The 17089-nt window shown below is 71.4% G+C and carries 18 protein-coding genes; 11 read left to right on the top strand and 7 right to left on the bottom strand.

What is annotated here, in order from left to right; all coding sequences use genetic code 11:
- From VFV89_RS18165 to pknB, 7 genes are all read left to right on the top strand, one after another.
- The coding region (locus tag VFV89_RS18165; RefSeq protein WP_329707374.1) for a DUF3662 and FHA domain-containing protein at positions 1–619 on the top strand (619 nt) is incomplete at its 5' end.
- Positions 612–1088: an FHA domain-containing protein FhaB/FipA gene (locus VFV89_RS18170; RefSeq protein ID WP_329707375.1), complete on the top strand. Its 477-nt coding sequence runs from the start codon at positions 612–614 to the stop codon at positions 1086–1088. The genes VFV89_RS18165 and VFV89_RS18170, both read left to right, overlap by 8 nt.
- A gap of 8 nt (positions 1089–1096) precedes the next feature.
- Positions 1097–2392, top strand: a complete 1296-nt coding sequence (locus VFV89_RS18175; RefSeq protein WP_329707376.1) for a PP2C family protein-serine/threonine phosphatase — start codon at positions 1097–1099, stop codon at positions 2390–2392.
- Positions 2392–3813 carry an FtsW/RodA/SpoVE family cell cycle protein gene (locus VFV89_RS18180; protein WP_329707377.1) on the top strand — a complete coding sequence of 474 codons (1422 nt, stop codon included), beginning with the start codon at positions 2392–2394 and terminating at the stop codon, positions 3811–3813. The genes VFV89_RS18175 and VFV89_RS18180 overlap by 1 nt, the downstream gene beginning before the upstream one ends.
- Entirely contained in the window at positions 3810–5288 is a 1479-nt protein-coding gene (locus VFV89_RS18185) for a penicillin-binding protein 2 (protein WP_329707378.1), read from the top strand. The genes VFV89_RS18180 and VFV89_RS18185 overlap by 4 nt, the downstream gene beginning before the upstream one ends.
- On the top strand, positions 5285–6883 hold the full coding sequence (locus tag VFV89_RS18190; protein ID WP_329707379.1) for a serine/threonine protein kinase: 1599 nt from the start codon (positions 5285–5287) through the stop codon (positions 6881–6883). The genes VFV89_RS18185 and VFV89_RS18190 overlap by 4 nt, the downstream gene beginning before the upstream one ends.
- A gap of 152 nt (positions 6884–7035) precedes the next feature.
- On the top strand, positions 7036–8871 hold the full coding sequence (pknB, locus tag VFV89_RS18195) for a Stk1 family PASTA domain-containing Ser/Thr kinase (RefSeq protein WP_329707391.1): 1836 nt from the start codon (positions 7036–7038) through the stop codon (positions 8869–8871).
- Here pknB and VFV89_RS18200 read toward each other — a convergent pair.
- Positions 8780–9571 (bottom strand): DUF881 domain-containing protein, encoded by a 792-nt coding sequence (locus VFV89_RS18200; RefSeq protein WP_329707380.1) that lies wholly within the window; start codon positions 9569–9571, stop codon positions 8780–8782. The two genes, pknB and VFV89_RS18200, sit on opposite strands and share 92 nt — an antisense overlap.
- Before the next feature lie 18 nt (positions 9572–9589).
- On the opposite strand from VFV89_RS18200, the gene VFV89_RS18205 reads away from it, so the two are divergent.
- Positions 9590–10075: a cell division protein CrgA gene (locus VFV89_RS18205; RefSeq protein WP_329707381.1), complete on the top strand. Its 486-nt coding sequence runs from the start codon at positions 9590–9592 to the stop codon at positions 10073–10075.
- A 145-nt stretch (positions 10076–10220) separates the two neighbouring features.
- Here the strand turns inward: VFV89_RS18205 and VFV89_RS18210 are convergent, their stop codons facing one another.
- Together VFV89_RS18210 and VFV89_RS18215 are read right to left on the bottom strand one after the other, a co-directional pair.
- The gene (locus VFV89_RS18210; protein WP_329707382.1) at positions 10221–11114 is read right to left on the bottom strand and encodes a rhomboid family intramembrane serine protease; all 894 of its coding nucleotides are present in this window, start codon (positions 11112–11114) and stop codon (positions 10221–10223) included.
- 40 nt (positions 11115–11154) lie between these two features.
- Positions 11155–11667: a peptidylprolyl isomerase gene (locus tag VFV89_RS18215; protein WP_329707383.1), complete on the bottom strand. Its 513-nt coding sequence runs from the start codon at positions 11665–11667 to the stop codon at positions 11155–11157.
- Between the two features lie 225 nt (positions 11668–11892).
- On the opposite strand from VFV89_RS18215, the gene VFV89_RS18220 reads away from it, so the two are divergent.
- Complete coding sequence (locus VFV89_RS18220) at positions 11893–12501, top strand: hypothetical protein (protein WP_329707384.1); 609 nt, start codon at positions 11893–11895, stop codon at positions 12499–12501.
- A 62-nt stretch (positions 12502–12563) separates the two neighbouring features.
- Here the strand turns inward: VFV89_RS18220 and VFV89_RS18225 are convergent, their stop codons facing one another.
- From VFV89_RS18225 to VFV89_RS18240, 4 genes are read right to left on the bottom strand one after another with little or no spacing between them, the layout of a single operon-like run.
- Positions 12564–13559: a 1-acyl-sn-glycerol-3-phosphate acyltransferase gene (locus VFV89_RS18225; protein ID WP_329707385.1), complete on the bottom strand. Its 996-nt coding sequence runs from the start codon at positions 13557–13559 to the stop codon at positions 12564–12566.
- A gap of 23 nt (positions 13560–13582) precedes the next feature.
- Positions 13583–14410, bottom strand: a complete 828-nt coding sequence (locus VFV89_RS18230) for a patatin-like phospholipase family protein (protein ID WP_329707386.1) — start codon at positions 14408–14410, stop codon at positions 13583–13585.
- Positions 14407–14760, bottom strand: a complete 354-nt coding sequence (locus VFV89_RS18235) for a DUF3817 domain-containing protein (protein ID WP_329707387.1) — start codon at positions 14758–14760, stop codon at positions 14407–14409. The genes VFV89_RS18230 and VFV89_RS18235 overlap by 4 nt, the downstream gene beginning before the upstream one ends.
- Positions 14757–15572: an SURF1 family protein gene (locus tag VFV89_RS18240; protein ID WP_329707388.1), complete on the bottom strand. Its 816-nt coding sequence runs from the start codon at positions 15570–15572 to the stop codon at positions 14757–14759. Before VFV89_RS18240 ends, VFV89_RS18235 begins: the two co-directional genes overlap by 4 nt.
- Before the next feature lie 103 nt (positions 15573–15675).
- On the opposite strand from VFV89_RS18240, the gene VFV89_RS18245 reads away from it, so the two are divergent.
- On the top strand, positions 15676–16410 hold the full coding sequence (locus tag VFV89_RS18245; protein WP_329707389.1) for a FadR/GntR family transcriptional regulator: 735 nt from the start codon (positions 15676–15678) through the stop codon (positions 16408–16410).
- Positions 16407–17089: sterol desaturase family protein (locus VFV89_RS18250; protein WP_329707390.1), on the top strand; the 683-nt coding region annotated here is incomplete at its 3' end. The genes VFV89_RS18245 and VFV89_RS18250, both read left to right, overlap by 4 nt.

Below are 17089 nucleotides of genomic sequence, written 5' to 3' on the forward strand. Positions count from 1 at the left end.
CCAGATCCTCTCCCGTGACCGGCGGATGGTGCCCAACGACTTCCACGTCGAGCTGAGCCAGACCGACCTCGACCGCCTCAAGTCGTACGACGTGGCGCTCGCCGAGGAGATGACGCGCCAGGTCCAGGACCACGCCGACCAGCAGGGCTACGTCTTCCCGGGGCCGGTCACGATCGCGTTCGAGCCCGCCGAGGACCTCACCACCGGCCGGTTCCGGATCCGCAGCCGCGCGCAGGCCCGCGTCCAGAGCAACGCAACCCACACGCAGGTACGCCGCGCGCGCGCCGTCCTCGAGATCAACAAGACACGGCACCCGCTGCAGCCCCCCGGGCTCGTGGTCGGGCGCGGCACCGAGGCCGACGTCCGGATCAACGACCCGGGCGTGAGCCGGCGGCACGTCGAGTTCGAGGTCACCAGCGACGTCCGCGGCAGCAAGGACGACCTCCGGATCGAGGTCCGCGACCTCGGCTCGACCAACGGGATGCTCATCGACGGCCACAAGGTCACCAAGGCCGGCGTCCGCGACGGCAGCCAGGTCCGCATCGGCAACACCACGATGACGGTGCGGATCCTCGAGGACGACGAGGACGATCCGCTCATGGGTGGAGCCGGTGTCTGAGCTCACCCTCTTCCTCATCAGGATCGCCTTCCTCGCCATCCTGTGGATCTTCGTCCTGTCCGCGATCTCGGTGATCCGCTCCGACATGTTCGGCGCGCGGGTGCCCGAGGCGGCGCGGGGCGCGGAGGCCCGCAGGGAGAAGAAGCGCGAGCAGAAGGCGCCGCCCAAGCGGCGCGGCAGCCCCACGCACGTGATCGTGACCGCGGGCAGCAATGTCGGCGAGCGGGCCGAGCTCGACCACGCGCCGATCCTCATCGGTCGCGGTAGCGACGCCGCGATCAGGCTCGACGACGACTACGTCTCGACCCGGCACGCGCGCATCGCGGCCTCCGGTGACCAGTGGTTCGTCGAGGACCTCGGGTCCACCAACGGCACCTACATCGGCACGGTGCGGATCACCCAGCCGACCACGATCACCCTCGGCACCCAGGTCCGCATCGGCAAGACCATCCTCGAGCTGAGGAAGTAGCAGACGCTGTGAGGCTGGACTTCTCGGCGATCTCCGACGTGGGTCGCGTCCGCAAGGACAACCAGGACTCCGGGTACGTCGGCCCCTACCTGATCGCGGTGTGCGACGGGGTGGGTGGCGCGGCCCGCGGCGACGTCGCGTCGAGCACGGCGATCGGGCAGCTGCGCAGGCTCGAGGAGGCGCCTCCGACCCCGGAGACCAGCGAGAGCGACCTCATGGACATGGTCAGCGGCGCGCTGAACCGGGCCCACGACCGGATCACCGAGCTGGTCGACAAGAACCCCGCGCTCAACGGGACCAGCACCACGGCCACGGTCGCGCTCTTCGACGGCGACCACCGCGTCGCCATGGGCCACGTGGGCGACTCGCGGGCCTACCTCTTCCGCGACGGCGAGATCAGCCAGCTGACCCACGACCACACCTTCGTCCAGACGCTGATCGACGACGGCCGGATCAGCGAGGCCGACGCCCGCGTCCACCCGCACAAGAACCTCATCCTGCGCGCCATCGACGGCATCCACGACCTCGAGCCGGACCTGTTCGTCATCGACCTCAAGCTCGGGGACCGGCTGCTCGTCTGCAGCGACGGCTGCAGCGGCGTGCTCGAGCCCGGCAGGCTCGCCGACATCCTCTCCACCGGCTCACCCGACTACGCCGCCGTCGAGCTGGTCCGTGCGAGCCTGGAGGCCGGCAGCTCCGACAACGTCACCTGCCTGGTCGCCGAGGTCGTGGCCGGCAGCCCCGCGGACGTGGCGGCCACACCGCTGCTGGTCGGCGCCGCGGCCGACATGCGCGCCCGGCGGACCCGCGGTGCCAAGACCGCCGGTCGGTCACAGAGCCTGTTCCGCGGCCACCGCAGCGGCGACACCGGTGAGCTCGAGCCGATCCGGGCCGAGATCCCGGAGGAGGCTGGTGAGGCGTTCCCGAGCGACCCGATGGACCTCGAGACCGCCCGCTACGCGCCGATCGCGCCCGCCCGCTACAGGTGGCTGAGCCGGCTCCTGGTCGTCGCCGTGGTCATCGGCGTCCTGTGGATGATCGCGGCGGCGGCCTGGTCGTGGAGCCAGCGGCAGTACTTCGTCGGCGAGCAGGACGGGACCGTCGTCATCTTCCGCGGCCTCGACGCGTCGCTGCCCGGCATCGACCTGTCGGAGCCCTACGAGACGACCAACGTCACCCTCGACCGGCTCTCCGACTTCGACGCCGACAGCGTGCGCGAGGGGCTCGACGCGACCAGCCTCGAGGATGCCCGCAAGAAGGTCGAGAACCTGGCTGAGAAGATGTCCCCCGAGGGAGCACCCTGATGTCCCAGGCGGGGTTCGTGATGGGTTTCGTGCACCGGCGCCGCCGGGGCGCGGAGCTGTTCCTGCTCGTCATCGCCCTCGCGGTCGGGATCGGGGCGTACGCCGCCGTGGGCATCGGTGTCGAGGGTGAGGTCCCGCCCGACATCGTCGGCTACGGCGCCGGGCTGACGGCGCTCGCGGTCAGCTGCCACGTGGTCGTCCGCATGGTCGCCCCGTACGCCGACCCGGTGCTGCTCCCCGTCGTCACCGCCCTCAACGGCCTGGGCCTCGCGGTGATCCACCGGCTCGACCTCGCCTACGCCGACAACCCGCTCAAGCCCCACGGGCTGCCGCACAAGCAGCTGACGTGGATGACGCTGGGCGTCGTCCTGTTCATCGCCACGCTGGTGCTGCTCCGCGACCACCGGGTCCTCGCCCGGTTCACCTACACCTGCGGGCTGGTCGCGATCGTGCTGCTGCTGCTCCCGCTCGCGCCCGGCATCGGCGCCACCATCAACGGCGCCCGGATCTGGGTCAGCCTCGGCCCGTTCAGCTTCCAGCCCGGCGAGGTCGCCAAGGTGCTGCTGGTGATCGCGTTCGCCGGCTACCTCGTCCTCCACCGGGACGCACTGGCGCTGGCCGGACGGCGGGTGGCGGGCATCGACCTGCCGCGCGGCCGTGACCTCGGACCGATCCTCGTGATGTGGCTGATCAGCCTGGGCATCCTGGTCTTCCAGCGCGACCTCGGCTCGAGCCTGCTGTTCTTCGGCCTCTTCCTGGTGATGCTCTACGTCGCCACCGAGCGGGCCGGCTGGCTCGTCGTCGGCACCGTGCTCTTCCTCGGCGGCGCCTTCGTCTCCTACCAGCTGCTCAGCCACGTCCAGAACCGCGTCAACATCTGGCTCGACCCGATGAAGTACTACGACCAGACGCCGGGGAGCGGCCAGCTGGTCGAGTCGCTGTTCGGCATGGCGTGGGGCGGGTTGATCGGCCGCGGCTTCGGCGGCGGCAGCCCCGAGCGGGTGCCGTTCGCGGAGTCGGACTTCATCATCGGCGCGATCGGTGAGGAGCTCGGGCTCACCGGCGTGATCGCGGTGATCCTCTGCTACGGGCTGATCGTCGAGCGCGCACTGCGGGCCGCGCTGATCTGCCGGGACGGGTTCGGCAAGCTGATGGCCACCGGCCTCGCCGCGGTGTTCGCGCTCCAGGTCTTCGTCGTCATCGGCGGCGTGACCCGGCTGATCCCGCTGACCGGCCTCACCACGCCGTTCCTCTCCTACGGGGGCTCCTCGCTGATCGCGAACTGGGTGATGACCGCTCTCCTGATCCGCATCTCCGACCAGGCCCGCCGGCCGGTCCCCGACCTCTCCGGCACCGGCGACGACCAGCCCGACGAGCAGCCAACTCAGATCGTCAAGATCGGAGGGGCGTCCTCACGATGAACAAGCCGATCCGGACCATCTCGATCTTCTGCCTGCTGCTGTTCCTGGCGCTGATGATCAACGCGACGTGGCTGCAGTACTGGAAGTCCGACGCCTACGACCGGGACCCGCGCAACCGCCGGGTCATCGAGGCGGCCTACGCCCGCGACCGCGGCGCGATCCTGGTCGGCCAGGAGCCGGTGGCCAAGAGCGTCCCCTCCGACGACAAGTACGACTACCTCCGCACCTACCCCGAGCCGTTCAAGTACGCCCACGTGACCGGCTACTTCTCCTTCTACGACCAGACCGGGATCGAGCGCTACCAGAACGACGTGCTCTCCGGCGACGACGACCTGCTGTTCGTCAACAAGCTGGTCGACCTGCTCTCCAACAAGTCCGGCAAGGGCGGCAACGTCCAGCTCACCGTCGACGCCGACGCCCAGACCGCGGCCTTCGACGCCCTCAACCGGCTGCAGGACAGCACCGGTGCCCCCGTCCAGGCGTCGGTCGTGGCGCTCCAGCCGAGCACCGGCCGCATCCTGGCGATGGCGTCACTGCCGAGCTTCGACCCCAACAAGCTCGCCTCGCACGACTTCGCCCAGGTGAAGAAGGACTACGACGCCCTGCAGGGTGACGACTCCGAGCCGCTGCTCAACCGCGCGATCCAGATGACGCTCCCGCCCGGGTCGACCTTCAAGCTGGTCACCGCGTCGGCCGCGATCGAGAGCGGGAAGTACGACGCGGACAGTGAGGTGCCCGGCGGCCCGACGTACCAGTTGCCACAGACCACCGGCAGCTCCGGGGAGATCGACAACGAGGGCCGCGACTGCGGCAGCGACAAGATCCCCTTCAGCCAGGCGATGGAGAACTCCTGCAACACCACCTTCGCCCAGCTCGGCGTCGAGCTCGGCGCGGACGCACTGCAGAAGCAGGCCGAGGCCTACGGCTTCAACGAGCACTACCTCGACGACACCGGCCCGCAGGCGATCTCGAACTTCCCCGACGACGCCAACGAGCCGCAGGCCGGCCAGTCGGCGATCGGTCAGTACGAGGTCCGGGCCACCCCGCTCCAGATGGCCATGGTCGCCGCGGGGATCGCCAACCAGGGCGTGGTGATGAAGCCCTACATCGTCGACTCGATCCAGTCCCCCGAGCTCGAGACGCTCAGGCAGACCGAGCCCGAGGAGCTGCACCAGGCGACGTCGTCGGCCACCGCCGACCAGGTCACCCAGCTGATGGTCGACACCGTCAACTCGGGGACCGCCGCCCCGGGCGCGATCCCCGGCGTCCAGGTGGCCGGCAAGACCGGCACCGCCCAGAGCGGCATCCCGTCGGTGCCGCCGTACGCCTGGTACGTCTCCTTCGCGCCCGCACAGGACCCGGAGGTCGCCGTGGCCGTGGTGATCCAGAAGGCCAACATCAACCGCGGCGAGATCGCCGGCGGGACCTACGGCGGCCCGATCGCCAAGGCAGTCATGGAGGCGGTGATCAAGTGAGCGACGCCAGTGGTCAGCAGGGCGGAGGCCGGACCCCGGAGCGGTTCGTCGACGACCAGCACCGCTACCGCCTGGACGCCCGCCACGCGACCGGCGGCATGGGCGAGGTGTGGCGCGCCACCGACACCGCCCTCGGACGCGAGGTCGCGGTCAAGGTGCTCAAGTCGGAGTACGCCGACGACCCGCTGTTCCGATCCCGCTTCGAGACCGAGGCCCGGCACGCCGCGTCGCTGCACCACCCGGGCGTCGCGTCGGTCTACGACGTCGGCGAGTCGGCATCCCTGGGCGCGGCCGACGGGTCGGGGATACCCCGGCCGTTCCTGGTCATGGAGTTCGTCGAGGGCCAGCCGCTCTCGGCGCTGCTGCGCAGCGGCCGGCCCCTGGACCCGGAGGTGGTCCGCGACCTGATGACGCAGACCGCGGAGGCGCTCGGCGCCGCGCACCGCGCAGGGATCGTGCACCGCGACGTCAAGCCGGCCAACCTGATCATCACGCCCGACCGCAAGGTGAAGATCACCGACTTCGGCATCGCACGCGCCTCCGACGGGCTGGGCCTGACCGGCACCGGCCAGGTGATGGGCACCCCGCAGTACCTCTCCCCCGAGCAGGCCCGCGGCAGCACGGCCACCCCCGCGTCCGACGTCTACTCACTCGGCGTCGTCGCGTTCGAGTGCCTGGTCGGGCACCGGCCCTTCGACGCGGACTCACCGGTGGCCACCGCGCTTGCGCACCTCAACGACCCGGTCCCCGACCTGCCGCGCAGCGTCCCGGCCGACCTCGCTGCCGTCGTACGCCGGGCGATGGCCAAGGAGCCGGAGCAGCGCTTCGAGGACGGCGACGCGCTCGCGGCCGCCCTGCGCGACCCCGCGGCAGCGGCGGCGACGGCGTACGTCCCGCCGGTCGCCGCCCCGGTCCCGCAGACCCAGGCGACGCAGGTGCTGCCGCCGGTCCCGCCCGGTGGCACCCCCGAGGCGACGCAGGCGGCCGACCAGTCGCCCGACGCGCGACGCCGGCCGTGGCTGGTGGTGCTGCTCGTCGCCGCCCTGGTGGCCGCGATCGTCCTGATCGTCGTGCTCGTGGCGACGGCCAACAACGGCGACGACGAGCCGACGGCCTCCGACAGCCCGAGCCAGACGCCCAGCTCCTCACCCGCGACGACGGAGAGCTCGCCCACCCAGGAGACGAGCTCGGCGCCGGCCGAGGTGCAGATCAACGCGGAGGACTACCTCGGCCGCCCGGTCGACGAGGTCGCGGACGAGCTGCGGGCCAAGGGGCTGGAGGTCAACACCGTGCCGGTCGACAACCCCGGCGACAAGGAGGCCGACACGGTGGCCGCCGTGCGCCCGACCGCAGGGCTGCACGAGGGCGACACCGTCACCGTCGAGTACTACCGCGAGGCCGAGCCCACCTCGGAGCCGCCGACCACCGAGCCCACCTCGGAGCCGCCGTCCGACACCTCCAGCCCGTCGGCGGGCGGCTCGCCGAGCGGCTCGGCGTCCGGGGCACCGCAGACGGCGTCCGCCACGACGTCGGCGTCGGCTGCCGCAAGCCAGGCCGCATCACCAGCCGCGCCCGGATCGGGAGGATCCCAGTGACAGACACACCCCCCGGACCACCCCCACCGCCGAGCGACCCACCGCCGGAGCCGCCGGCCGAGCAGGGCGAGCCGCCGACCCAGTCGACGCCGGCCACCCAGGCCACCCAGGCCACCCAGGCCGCTCCGACCCGGCCGCCTGCGGGCAGCGGGCTGGTCGGTGGTCGTTACGAGCTCGGCGAGCTGCTCGGCCGCGGCGGGATGGCCGAGGTCCGCAAGGGCCACGACACCCGCCTCGGGCGGGTGGTCGCGATCAAGCGGTTGCGCACCGACCTGGCCAGCGACCCGACGTTCCAGGCAAGGTTCCGCCGCGAGGCGCAGAGCGCGGCCTCGCTCAACCACCCCGCGATCGTCGCGGTCTACGACACCGGTGAGGAGCCGGCCACCGACGGCAGCGAGACCATGCAGCCCTACATCGTCATGGAGTACGTCGCCGGCCGCACCTTGCGTGACATCCTGCGCGAGGGCCGCAAGATCCTGCCCGAGCGTGCCCTCGAGATCACCAGCGGCGTGCTCTCCGCGCTCGACTACAGCCACCGCGCGGGCATCATCCACCGCGACATCAAGCCCGGGAACGTCATGCTCACCCCGAGCGGTGATGTCAAGGTGATGGACTTCGGCATCGCCCGCGCGATGAGCGACTCGCACACGATGACCCAGACCGCCGCCGTGGTGGGCACCGCGCAGTACCTCTCGCCCGAGCAGGCCCGCGGCGAGACCGTCGACTCGCGATCCGACGTCTACTCGGCCGGCTGCCTGCTCTACGAGCTGCTCACCGGCCGGCCGCCGTTCGTCGGCGACAGCCCGGTCGCGGTCGCCTACCAGCACGTCCGCGAGCCCGCGCGCCCGCCGTCCGACCACGACACCGACCTGCCCCCCGCGGTCGACGCGATCGTGATGAAGTCGCTGGCCAAGCGGCTCGAGGACCGCTACCAGTCCGCCGCGGCGATGCGCGCCGACATCGAGCGCTACCTCGCCGGGCGCCCCGTGCAGGCGCCGGTCCCGGTGCCGGCGCCCGTGCCGCCCCCCGTCCCACCGCCGGCGGACGACACGAGCACCGCGGTCCGGCCACCGGTGCCCCCGCCGGTCGACGACGACGACTACGAGCGGGACCGTGGTGGTCCGCGCACGCTCGTGCTGGTCCTGCTCGGGCTGCTCGTGGTCGCGCTCATCGTCGGTGCCTGGCTGGCGCTGCGCAGCGACCTCTTCGAGTCCGCCCCGGAGCAGGTGCAGGTGCCGAACGTGATCGGGATGACCGAGGACGAGGCCCGCAACGCCATCGGCGACGCCGGGCTCACCGTGGACGCCCCGGACTTCCAGCCCGACGAGACGGTCGAGAGCGGCCACGTGATCGACCAGGACCCCAACCGGGACCAGTACGTCGACCCGGGGACGTCTGTCCACCTCACCATCTCCTCCGGGCTCCCGCAGGCGGAGGTGCCGTTCCTCGTCGGGTCCACCCAGGACGAGGCCCGCACCCGACTCCGCGACGCCAAGCTCAAGCCGGAGTTCAAGTCGGTGGAGTCCGACGAGCCTCAGGGCAGGGTGCTGCAGACCGAACCCGAGGGCGGCACCGAGGTCGACCAGGGCAGCACGGTGACGGTCACCATCAGCAAGGGGCCGCACCTGGTCCCGAACGTCGTCGGGCTCAACCGCTCCGACGCGATCCAGCAGATCGTCGACGCCGGCTTCGCCTACGACATCCGCGGTGACGACAAGTCCACGGAGCCACGGGGCACGGTCACCGACCAGCTGCCACCGGCCGGCCAGCCGCAGCCGCAGGGCACGACGATCGTGCTGTTCGTGTCGACCTACGAGCCCCCGCCACCGCCGCCGACGACGGTGCCCCCGACGGTGCCCCCGACCGAGACGCCGACCGAGACGCCGACGCCGAGGATCAGTTCGGACCAGCCCCCGGGTCGTGTTGCTGGGACTCGATCGGCGTCGCATAGGACAGGTCCAGCAGGCCGTCGTACGCCGGCGCGGTGATCTCGTCCTTGATGTCGAGGTCCCAGCCGACGTCGATGGCCGGGTCCTCGGACTGCTCGCGGTAGAGCTGGAGGTAGGCGTCGTCGGCGATCGCGCTGGTGAGGTCGCCGACGTCGCCGACCGCCTCGATGACGTAGGGCTGCGGGTAGGGCACGCCCTGGATCACCACCGAGTTGCCTTCGCACTTGATCCCGGTGGTGGTGACCACGCGCTGGCCCTGGAGGACCACCGCGCGGGCACCGCCCTGCCACATCGCGTTGACCACGGCCTGGATGTCCTGCTGGTGGACGACCAGCAGCTTCTTGTCACCGGTGGTGGCGTCGATCAGTTCCTCCGGGGCGTCGGAGAGCGTGACCACGACGCCGGAGCCCTTGCGCGGCCTCAGTCCTGCCGGGTCCTCGAGTGACCTGACCTGCCGCTGGTAGCGCTGCACGTCGTCGTCCTGGACCTGGTCGGTGAGGTCACGGACCTGCTGCTGCAGCTCGGCGACCCGGTCCTTGAGGCTCGCCGCGCGGTCGACCTCGGAGTCGGTGAGGGTCGCGAGGTTGTCGTAGCGCCCCGGGCGGAGGTCGGTCCCCTGGCTGGACTGGGCGCTCACGACGAACAGCCCTCCACAGACCAGGGCGACGGCGATCGTGCCGACCCGCCAGCCCGACCAGCGCCAGCGGGACCTCGGTCCCGGTTCGGGCTGGGCGTCCACGTTGACTAAGGTAGCCGCGTGTCACGACTGAAGGCCCGTCAACAGCAGTTCATCGACCCTGAGCGGGGGCCACTGCTCACACCTCGCTTCATCGTGGCGCTGGTCCTGATGGTGGTCGGCATCGCGTGGGTCGTCTACTACTACATCGCGGTCCGGCCGGGCCCCGACGACGTCGACCCCAAGACGCTGGAGCCCGTCTACGGCGGGCTGGGCTTCATGGCCGACCTCGAGAAGTGGAACTACACCATCGGCATCGGCCTGTTCCTGCTCGGCCTGATCGTCTCCGCCCACCCCTCGACCCCGCTCGGCCGCGGCCGCGGCGTCGTGGTCGGGATGCTCAGCTGCTTCCTGATCGGCCTGGCCTGGATCTGCATGTACTACGTCATGAGCGGCCAGAGCTGGGAGGACAAGATCCCGGTCCTCAACGACCTCGGCCAGTACAACCTGGTCGTCGGCATCGCCTTCATGGCCGTCGGCTTCACCTTCGCGACCCGCTGGGAGTAGCGCCGGCTCCGCGCGGACGAGGGGCGGGGTTCGGCGTCGGTTCGGCGTCCCTCGACGCGAACCCGCCCACACCCGGGCCATCCACACGTGTGCACAACCCTGTGGAGAACTACACCGTTGTCATTCGTGGGTGATGGAGGACGGGTCAGCTCAGCATGACGACGCGCGCGACGATCGCCACGAGCACGGCGAGCGCGATCGCGGCCGTGCCACCGAGCTGCACCGGCGTACGCCGCGCGCCTGGTGGTGAGAAGACCAGGATCGCGCCGATGGCCGAGCCCGCGATGAAGCCGCCGAGGTGTCCCTGCCACGAGATGTTGCCCAGGGTGAAGGTCAGGAAGAAGTTGATCCCGATCCAGACCAGGATCCCGCGCACGTCGCCGCCGACCTTGAGCGCGACGACAGCCATCGCACCCATGAGACCGAAGATCGCGCCGGATGCTCCGAGGGTGCCGGAGTGCTGGGGCCCGAACCACAGCACCATCGCGGAGCCCGCGAGGCCGGCGATGAAGTAGAGCGCCAGGAACCGCAGGCGACCGATCGCCAGCTCCAGCTGCGGGCCGAGGATCCACAATGCGAGCATGTTGAAGCCGATGTGCCAGACCGCCACATGGGTGAACATCGAGGTGACCAGCTGCCAGTAGGCGCCGTCCGACACAGCAGGCAGCCAGGTCCCGCCGCTCGCGGTACACCTCGCCTCGCCGACCAGGGCCAGGCCGTTGCCGAACGCGCAGACCGGCTGGGGACGCAGCACCAGCCAGTCCAACAGCTTGCTGCCGTTGCCCCCGGTGGCCAGGACCGCGACCCACACCGCGACGTTGAGCGCGATGAGCACGCCGGAGGTGATCGAGGCGTCGGATGGGCGCAGGCCGCCGTACGCCGTCCGGCCCGACCGCGTCGACTTCGCGCCCTCCTTGACGCACTCGGGGCACTGGAACCCCACCGACGCAGGGCGCATGCAGTCCGGGCAGATGAACCGGTCGCAGCGCTGGCAGCGGATGTACGCCTCGCGGTCGGGGTGCCGGTAGCAGGTGGACACCCCGGCCGGTGCCGGCGGCGGGGTCGGCTCGCTCAGGTCGTCAGCCTCCGACGATCTCGACGCTGTCGATGACCACCGGCTCGACCGGGCGGTCGCCGGGACCGGTGGCGGTCGTGCCGATCGCGTCGACGACGTCGCGGGACTCCTGGTCGGCCACCTCGCCGAAGATCGTGTGCTTGTTGTTGAGCCACGGAGTCTCGGTGGTGGTGATGAAGAACTGGGACCCGTTGGTGCCCGGTCCGGCGTTGGCCATCGCGAGCAGGTAGGGCTTGTTGAAGACCAGCTCGGGGTGGAACTCGTCGGCGAACTGGAAGCCGGGCCCGCCGGTCCCGGTGCCGAGCGGGCAGCCGCCCTGGATCATGAAGTTGTCGATGACGCGGTGGAAGGTGAGGCCGTCGTAGAACGGGCCGGTGCGCCCGTCCGGCGTGGCATACTCCTTCGCCCCGGTGGCCAGGCCGCTGAAGTTGTCGACCGTCTTCGGCGCATGGTCGGGGAACAGGTTGATCCTGATGTCGCCGCGGTTGGTGTGGAGGATGGCCTGCTGCTCTGCCATGGCTGCCTTTCCGGCTCTGGTGGGTGGCTGCGAGGTGCTGCCGCGCGTCCTGGGGCCGAGTGGGTACCGACGTTGTGGACCGCGTTTGCAGTGCCCGTCGATCCTCGCACGGTTCGCAAGGCGGGACCCACTGGCCGCCCCTTGTGCGGGCGTGGTCGAATGGCAAGAGACCCGAAGGTCCCTGCTCGCCGAGACTTGCCCCAGAACTGCGGAGAAGAGGAAGCAATGGCATCCAGGAAGAAGAAGTCCCTGCTCGACCAGGCTTCGGACTTCATCGACGAGGTCCGCCCGCAGGTGGAGTCGGCCGTCGTGTCCGCGATCGACGCCGCCGAGGGGTTCTACGAGAACACCGCGCGGCCCGCGCTGGTCGATGCCAAGGAGAAGGCCGGCCCCGCGCTCGCCGACGCGCGTGAGAAGGCAGCACCCTACGTCGCCCAGGCGGCCGAGAAGGCCAGTGAGCTGGCCGCCCAGGCCAAGGAGGCCGCCGACGCGAAGGTGGAGACCCTCCGCGGCGAGGAGGAGACGAAGAAGAAGGGCGGCAAGCTGAAGAAGGTGGCGATCTTCGCCGCGATCGCGGGCGCGATCGGCTTCGTCGCTCGCAAGCTGCAGAAGTCCGGCCAGGGCGACAACTGGCAGTCCTCCTACGTGCCGACACCGGCCCCGACCCCGGCCCCGACCCCGGCAGCACCCGCCACCGACGACGCCGGCGCGGCCGGCCCCGACGAGGCGATCTCGGATGCGGCCGAAGAGCCGCACGCCGTCTCCACGCCCGACGACCCGGCCGAGATCGTCGACCTCGAGGCGCAGGCCGACGCCGCCCCGGAGAAGAAGTAGCCGACGCTCCTGTCGCCGCGGCCGGCCGGACCCCGGCCGCGGTCGGGAGCGCGCGCGCCGGGTCAGCCCGGCGGTGCGACCCGGTTCTCCTCGACCCAGGCGTCGATCCGCTCCCACCAGCCGAAGAGCCAGTCGATCCGGCCGTCGCGGTCCGGCGGGATCTCGGCGCGTGGCACCCGCCACCACCGCATCACGATCTGCTTGTCCATCGGCAGCTCGCGCCACAGGTCGCGGACGCCGACCAGGTGGTCGAGGCCGGTGTGCGCGACGAGGACCACGTCGGCCTCGGGGGCCGCGTCGAGGGCGGCGATGAAGCCGCCGGGGCGCGGGGCCAGCACGTTGGTCATCCGCTCGGCGCGCTGGGCCATCCGCTCGAGGCCGAGCCTGCGCAGCCGCGCGATGGCGCGGTCACGGCGCGCCTCGGTGAAGTTGCCACCCTCGGGGAAGATCACGAAGGCGTCGTTGTCGTCCAGGCCGCTCGCCAACGCCCGGATCTGCGACTCGAGGTCCTCACCCTCCGCGGGGCTGCGCCCTTCCTTGGGCGCGGAGATGAACCGCGCCGGGATCCGGTGCAGGAGCACGTCGATCGCCGGGTCCCACTGCAGGGTGTCCTTGAGCACCACGCGCGGCTCACGGTCGTACCAGTACATCAGCGCGTGGATCAGGGTGAACGAGTCGCCCGGCCCGGCATGTCGGCAGGCAACCAGCAGCGGGTGTCCCGGATGCGCGTCGGGCGCCGGCCCCTCGGTGACGATGTCGAGCCTGAGCACGCGGTTCGCCTCGCGGAAGAGGATCCACATGACGCCCTCGACGAGGTCGTAGTGCAGCCCCTCCCAGTACGGCGTACGCAGGTAGCGCCCGAACCCCGATGCCAGCCAGTAGCCGAACATGACGACGAGCAGCAGCGCGTCGATGGTCGCGTAGAGGATCACGATCCAGAGCAGCCGCAGCGCGCGCCAGCGCCCCGGCAGCAGCGGGGACAGGAACGCCGCGAGGAGCAGCCACACCGGCAGCAGCACCCAGAGCAGCGTGGCGAGCACGAGGACTGCGGCCGTCATGAGCGTCCGCCGCAGCAGTGGCTTCACAGGTGGTCCGCCAAGTAGGCCCGGGATGCCTCGTACGTCGCCTCGATCCGCAGCTGCACGCCGGAGAAGTCGCGGCTGCCGAGCATCGTGTCGTCGCGGCTCGAGGTGCCCCGCGCCGGCAGCACGTGGCACTCGACGGAATCGGGGAGCTCGGACAGCTCGCGCACGAACCGGTGCCGGCGCGCGATCTCGAACGACACCCGGGCCACCTCCCACGGCCGCCTCGGCGGCTTGAGCGGCCGGTCGAGCCGGCCGACCTGGAGCACGAAGACCCGGTTCGCGCCCAGCTCGACGGCCCGGCCGAGCGGGACGGAGTTGACGATGCCGCCGTCGAGGTAGTGCTCGTCGCCGACCTTCGCGGGCGGGAGGAGCCCGGGCACGGCCGCGCTGGCCACCACCGCGTCGACCACGCGTCCGGTCGTGAACCAGTGCTCGGCCGACCGCTCGATGCTCGCCGCGCAGACCTGGAAGGTCACCGGCAGCTCCTCGAAGGTCCGCTCGCCGAGCTGCTGGACCAGCCGTTCCCTCATGGGCGCCGCCGACCAGAGATGGGTGCCGTACTTGACCGCGCGACGCACCGACCGCAGCGGGCGGTCGCCGTACCCAGCCTCGCGGGCGCTGCCCACCGAGCGCCAGAGCTCCGTCAGCCGGCCGACCACCGCGGGCTCGGGCTGGCTGGCCACGAGCGCGCCGTTGACGGCGCCGATGCTGGTGCCGAGCACGAGGTCCGGGGTCACGTCGCGCTCGAACAGCGCCTGCAGCATGCCGACCTCGACGGCACCCAGCACGCCTCCGCCGCCGAGGACGAAGGCGGTCTTGGTCACGCCTCGGAGTTTGCCAGTCCCAGCTGCTCCGGGTTGTCAGCGCGGAGCCGTTCCATGACCCAGTGCTCGACCCAGAAGATCAGCAGCGGGACCAGCCCGGCCACGAGGACGAGGATGGTGAAGGGGATGGTCCAGCGGACCCGGACCGCGAGGAAGAAGGTGACGATGAAGTAGACGAGGTAGATCCAGCCGTGGAACAGCCACACGATGCTCGCGTCGGAGCCGAAGCTCTGCAGGGTGCTGCCGTCGGCGAGGAGGTACTTGCAGGGCAGCACGACCAGCGCGCCGAAGGCGAGCAGGACGCCGACCACGTAGGCCAGGATGCGGTAGGCGCGGACGAGACCGGTCACTGCTTCACGCTATCGGGGTGGTCCTCGCCGTCCGGCGCCGGATGCCCGGACTCCTCGGTCCCTTCATCGGCCTCGCTAGCACGCTGCTCGCCTACCCACCGCCACCAGATCAGGACCGCGAACCCTGCGAACACCCACCACTCGATCGCGTAGAGCAGGTTGCGGATCGCGGTGAACGTCCCGACATCCGGAAGCTGGGCGAGGTCGGCGGCCGGGAGGCCGACGACGCCCTCCTCGGCGACCACGTAGGCGCCGTACAGGTCCTGGTCGACGTGCTGCACGAGGTCGGCGATCCGCAGCTGGGGCAGCACGTCGTCGGTGGGGTCGTCGTCGACCGCGCCGGTGCCCTCGGGAGGCTGCAGCCAGCCGACCAGCCGGGCACTGCCCGTCGGTGGGCTCGGCGCCTGGCCGGGGTCGGCCACCCAGCCGAGGACCACCGGGATCGCGGACCCGCTCGGTCCGCCGACCGCGAGCGGGGTCACCATCCAGTAGCCGTCGTGGCCGTCGTGCTCCCGGCCGCTCACGTAGACCGTGCCGGCCGGGACCCAGTCACCCTCGAGCGTGACGGGCTGCCCGACGGACCGGCCGGGGAAGGGGTCGTCGGGACCGATCACGCTGCTCAGCGCCACCGGGTCGGCGCGGGTCAGGTCGCGGGCCTCGTCCGCCCGGCGGGTCTGCCACGCATCGAGCTGCCAGAGCCCGAGCAGCGCAGCCGCCGAAGCCAGCACCACCATGAGCAGGTGGCCGGCCCACAGTCGGGGCGCCAGGGCGGAGGGCACGGCGGCCAGCGTACGGCGGCGGTAGTCCGTCACTGTCCGGACCGTCGACCGGCGGATCCGCGCACGGAAGGTGACGACCTATCGACTACTGGTCATACCACTTGACGTCTGACCACTTTTGGTGGACGGTGGGGGCATGGTGCTGCAACCGGTGACCCGACGCTCGGTGCCCGACGAGGTCTTCGACCAGGTGCTCGCCGAGGTGGTCGACGGCCAGATCGGGCCCGGGGAGTCCCTCCCCAGCGAACGCCGGCTGGCCGAGGTGCTCGGCGTCTCGCGGCCGGCGGTGCGCGAGGCCCTGCAACGCATGGCCGCCACCCGGCTGGTCGAGGTGCGCCACGGCGGCGCCACGACGGTGCGCGACTTCCGGCGGCACGCGGGCCTCGACCTGCTTCCCCGGCTGCTCGTGCGTCGCGGCAAGCTCGACACCTCGGTCGCCCGCAGCGTGCTCGAGGCCCGGCTCGCGATCGGCCCGGCGGTGGCAGCGCTCGCAGCGGGTCGTGGCGGGCCCGTGCTGGCCGCCGACCTGACGCAGACGGTCGACGAGCTGGCGGCCACCGACGACGACGTCCAGAGACAGGTCCACGCGCTGGCGTACTGGGACCGGGTCGTCGACGCCGCGGACTCGATGGTGTTCCGGTTGATGTTCAACAGCCTGCGCGCGGCCTACGAGCCGGCGCTCGAGGCGCTCGCTCCGCTGATGGCCGAGGAGGTCGGCCAGGTCGACGCCTACCGGGTGCTCACCGCCGCACTCGGGAGCGGCGACCCCGACACGGCGCGCGCGGCCGCCGACCGGGTGCTCCGGCCGGCGACCGAGAGCCTGCTGGGGGCCCTGGCGGCCCTCGCCACCCCACCCCGGGAGGACCCATGACCAGGCCGACTCCGGAGATCGAGGCGCTGGCCGCCCAGCGGCTTGCCGACGACGAACAGCGGCTGAACCAGGGTCTTGGGCCAGGGCAGGCCCGGCGCTGGCAGTCGTTGTCGTTGCGGGCCGCGTGGGGGGAGTTCTGGAAGCACCCCAGCCCGTGGATGATCTCGGCGTTCCTGCTCGGGTCGGTTGCGGGCCGGGTCGTCGTCGGCGGCGGGTCCTGGGGGGAGCTCCTGATCCCCGCCGGCCTGGTCGCGCTGTTCCCCGTCATCGAGTGGTGCATCCACGTCGCGATCCTCCACTGGCGGCCCCGCTCGCTGGGCCCGGTCGCGATCGACTCGCTGCTGGCGCGCGAGCACCGCGCCCACCACGCCGACCCGCGCGACCTGCCGCTGGTCTTCATCCCGTGGAAGGCGCTGGTGTGGCTGCTGCCGGCGTACGTCGTCGTCGCCTGGCTGGCGCTTCCGTCGTGGTCGTCGGGGCTCACCCTGCTGGTCTCGGTCTACGCCATCAAGCTCGGCTATGAGTGGACGCACTATCTCGTGCACAGCGACTACCGGCCCCGGTCGAGGTGGTACCGCTCGGTCTGGCGCAACCACCGGCTGCACCACTACAAGAACGAGCACTACTGGTTCACGGTGACCACCGCCGGCACGGCCGACCGGCTCTTCGGCACCTACCC

The organism is Nocardioides sp., assembly GCF_036274455.1.
Lineage (GTDB): Bacteria > Actinomycetota > Actinomycetes > Propionibacteriales > Nocardioidaceae > Nocardioides.

Coding starts and splice junctions, on each gene's coding strand:
- VFV89_RS18180 (WP_329707377.1), top strand. CDS start 2,392: ATGTCCCAGGCGGGGTTCGTGATGGGTTTCGTGCACCGGCGCCGCCGG.
- VFV89_RS18185 (WP_329707378.1), top strand. CDS start 3,810: ATGAACAAGCCGATCCGGACCATCTCGATCTTCTGCCTGCTGCTGTTC.
- VFV89_RS18215 (WP_329707383.1), bottom strand. CDS start 11,667: ATGGCAGAGCAGCAGGCCATCCTCCACACCAACCGCGGCGACATCAGG.
- VFV89_RS18220 (WP_329707384.1), top strand. CDS start 11,893: ATGGCATCCAGGAAGAAGAAGTCCCTGCTCGACCAGGCTTCGGACTTC.
- VFV89_RS18225 (WP_329707385.1), bottom strand. CDS start 13,559: ATGACGGCCGCAGTCCTCGTGCTCGCCACGCTGCTCTGGGTGCTGCTG.
- VFV89_RS18245 (WP_329707389.1), top strand. CDS start 15,676: ATGGTGCTGCAACCGGTGACCCGACGCTCGGTGCCCGACGAGGTCTTC.